The organism is Lacticaseibacillus suibinensis, assembly GCF_003946175.1.
GTDB classification, from domain to species: Bacteria; Bacillota; Bacilli; order Lactobacillales; family Lactobacillaceae; genus Lacticaseibacillus; species Lacticaseibacillus suibinensis.
Map to the genome: position 1 here is coordinate 1 of NZ_RHOK01000055.1, position 1116 is coordinate 1116.

Consider the following 1116-nt stretch of genomic DNA (forward strand, 5'->3'; position numbering starts at 1 on the left):
GACGGATTTACAATTCAAGTGCAACAAATTAGTCAAATAGAAAGACTCATAGCCTGAGTCCTTGTAAGATGGAATCACCATAAGACCAACTACAAGGAGAACTCGGCTATGAGTCCGTACACACATCTTACCCTAAAGGACCGCGAATCGATACTGCTAGGAATCAATACTGGCGAGACTCTTGAGACAATTGCCAGGCGGTTAAAACGTTCAAAGAGCACCATCAGTCGTGAGATTGCCCGTAACGGTGGCTGGCAGGACTATTCGGCAGCCGACGCCCAGAAGCGTTACCAGCAGGCTCGTCTGGCTAGTAGACGTCCTCGGATTCTCGCACGACCAGAGACACGAGAGGCTGTCATTCGATACATCACGGCGCTTCACTGGTCGCCTGAACAAATCGCTGGTCGTCTAGCGCTAGAGGGTAGCCGCATTCGTATCAGCTATCCGACTATCTACAGAGGCATTTGCCTAGACAACCTCGGTGTCCCATTGAAGAGCCATGGTGCTCGTGGCCTACCCAGACAGCTTCGACACCGAGGCAAGACACGTAAAGTCAAAGGCACTATCAATGAACGACGGGGTCGTTTCAATGACGCGCCATCGATCCACGACCGGCCCCGGTCAGCAGAAAATCGCAGCTGGTTTGGGCACTGGGAAGGTGACACGGTACGCGGAAAGACGGGGCACTCAGCGTTAGTGACACTGGTCGACCGTAAATCACGGTATCTACTTTCCAAGCGGACGGCCAACGTAAAAGCGGACACCGTAAGAGATGTCATGATTGAGTTGCTTGGTGCCTTACCAGCCAATCGGGTGCGAACTGTCACGCCTGATCGTGGGACTGAGTTTGCCCGGTACAGGGAGCTAGCAGAGTGCCTGGCTACACAGGTATTCTTCCCTGATCCGCATGCGCCACAACAACGAGGGACCAACGAGAACACCAACGGTCTGATTCGAGAATACTTTCCCAAGAACACAGACCTAGACCTCCAAACGGATGCGGAAATCGATGCCTATATTGCACAACTGAATAACCGACCACGCAAGGTCTTAGGCTGGAAGACACCATCGGAAGTCTTCATGGGCAAAAAGTTGCACTTGAGTTGACAATTCGTC

The 1116-nt window shown here is 52.2% G+C and carries 1 protein-coding gene; it reads left to right on the plus strand.

Annotated elements, in window-relative coordinates; translation table 11 throughout:
* The first annotated feature begins 108 nt into the window (after nt 1-108).
* Nucleotides 109-1107: an IS30 family transposase gene (locus EKM90_RS12675; protein ID WP_125583170.1), complete on the plus strand. Its 999-nt coding sequence runs from the start codon at nt 109-111 to the stop codon at nt 1105-1107.
* Nucleotides 1108-1116: the final 9 nt, after the last annotated feature.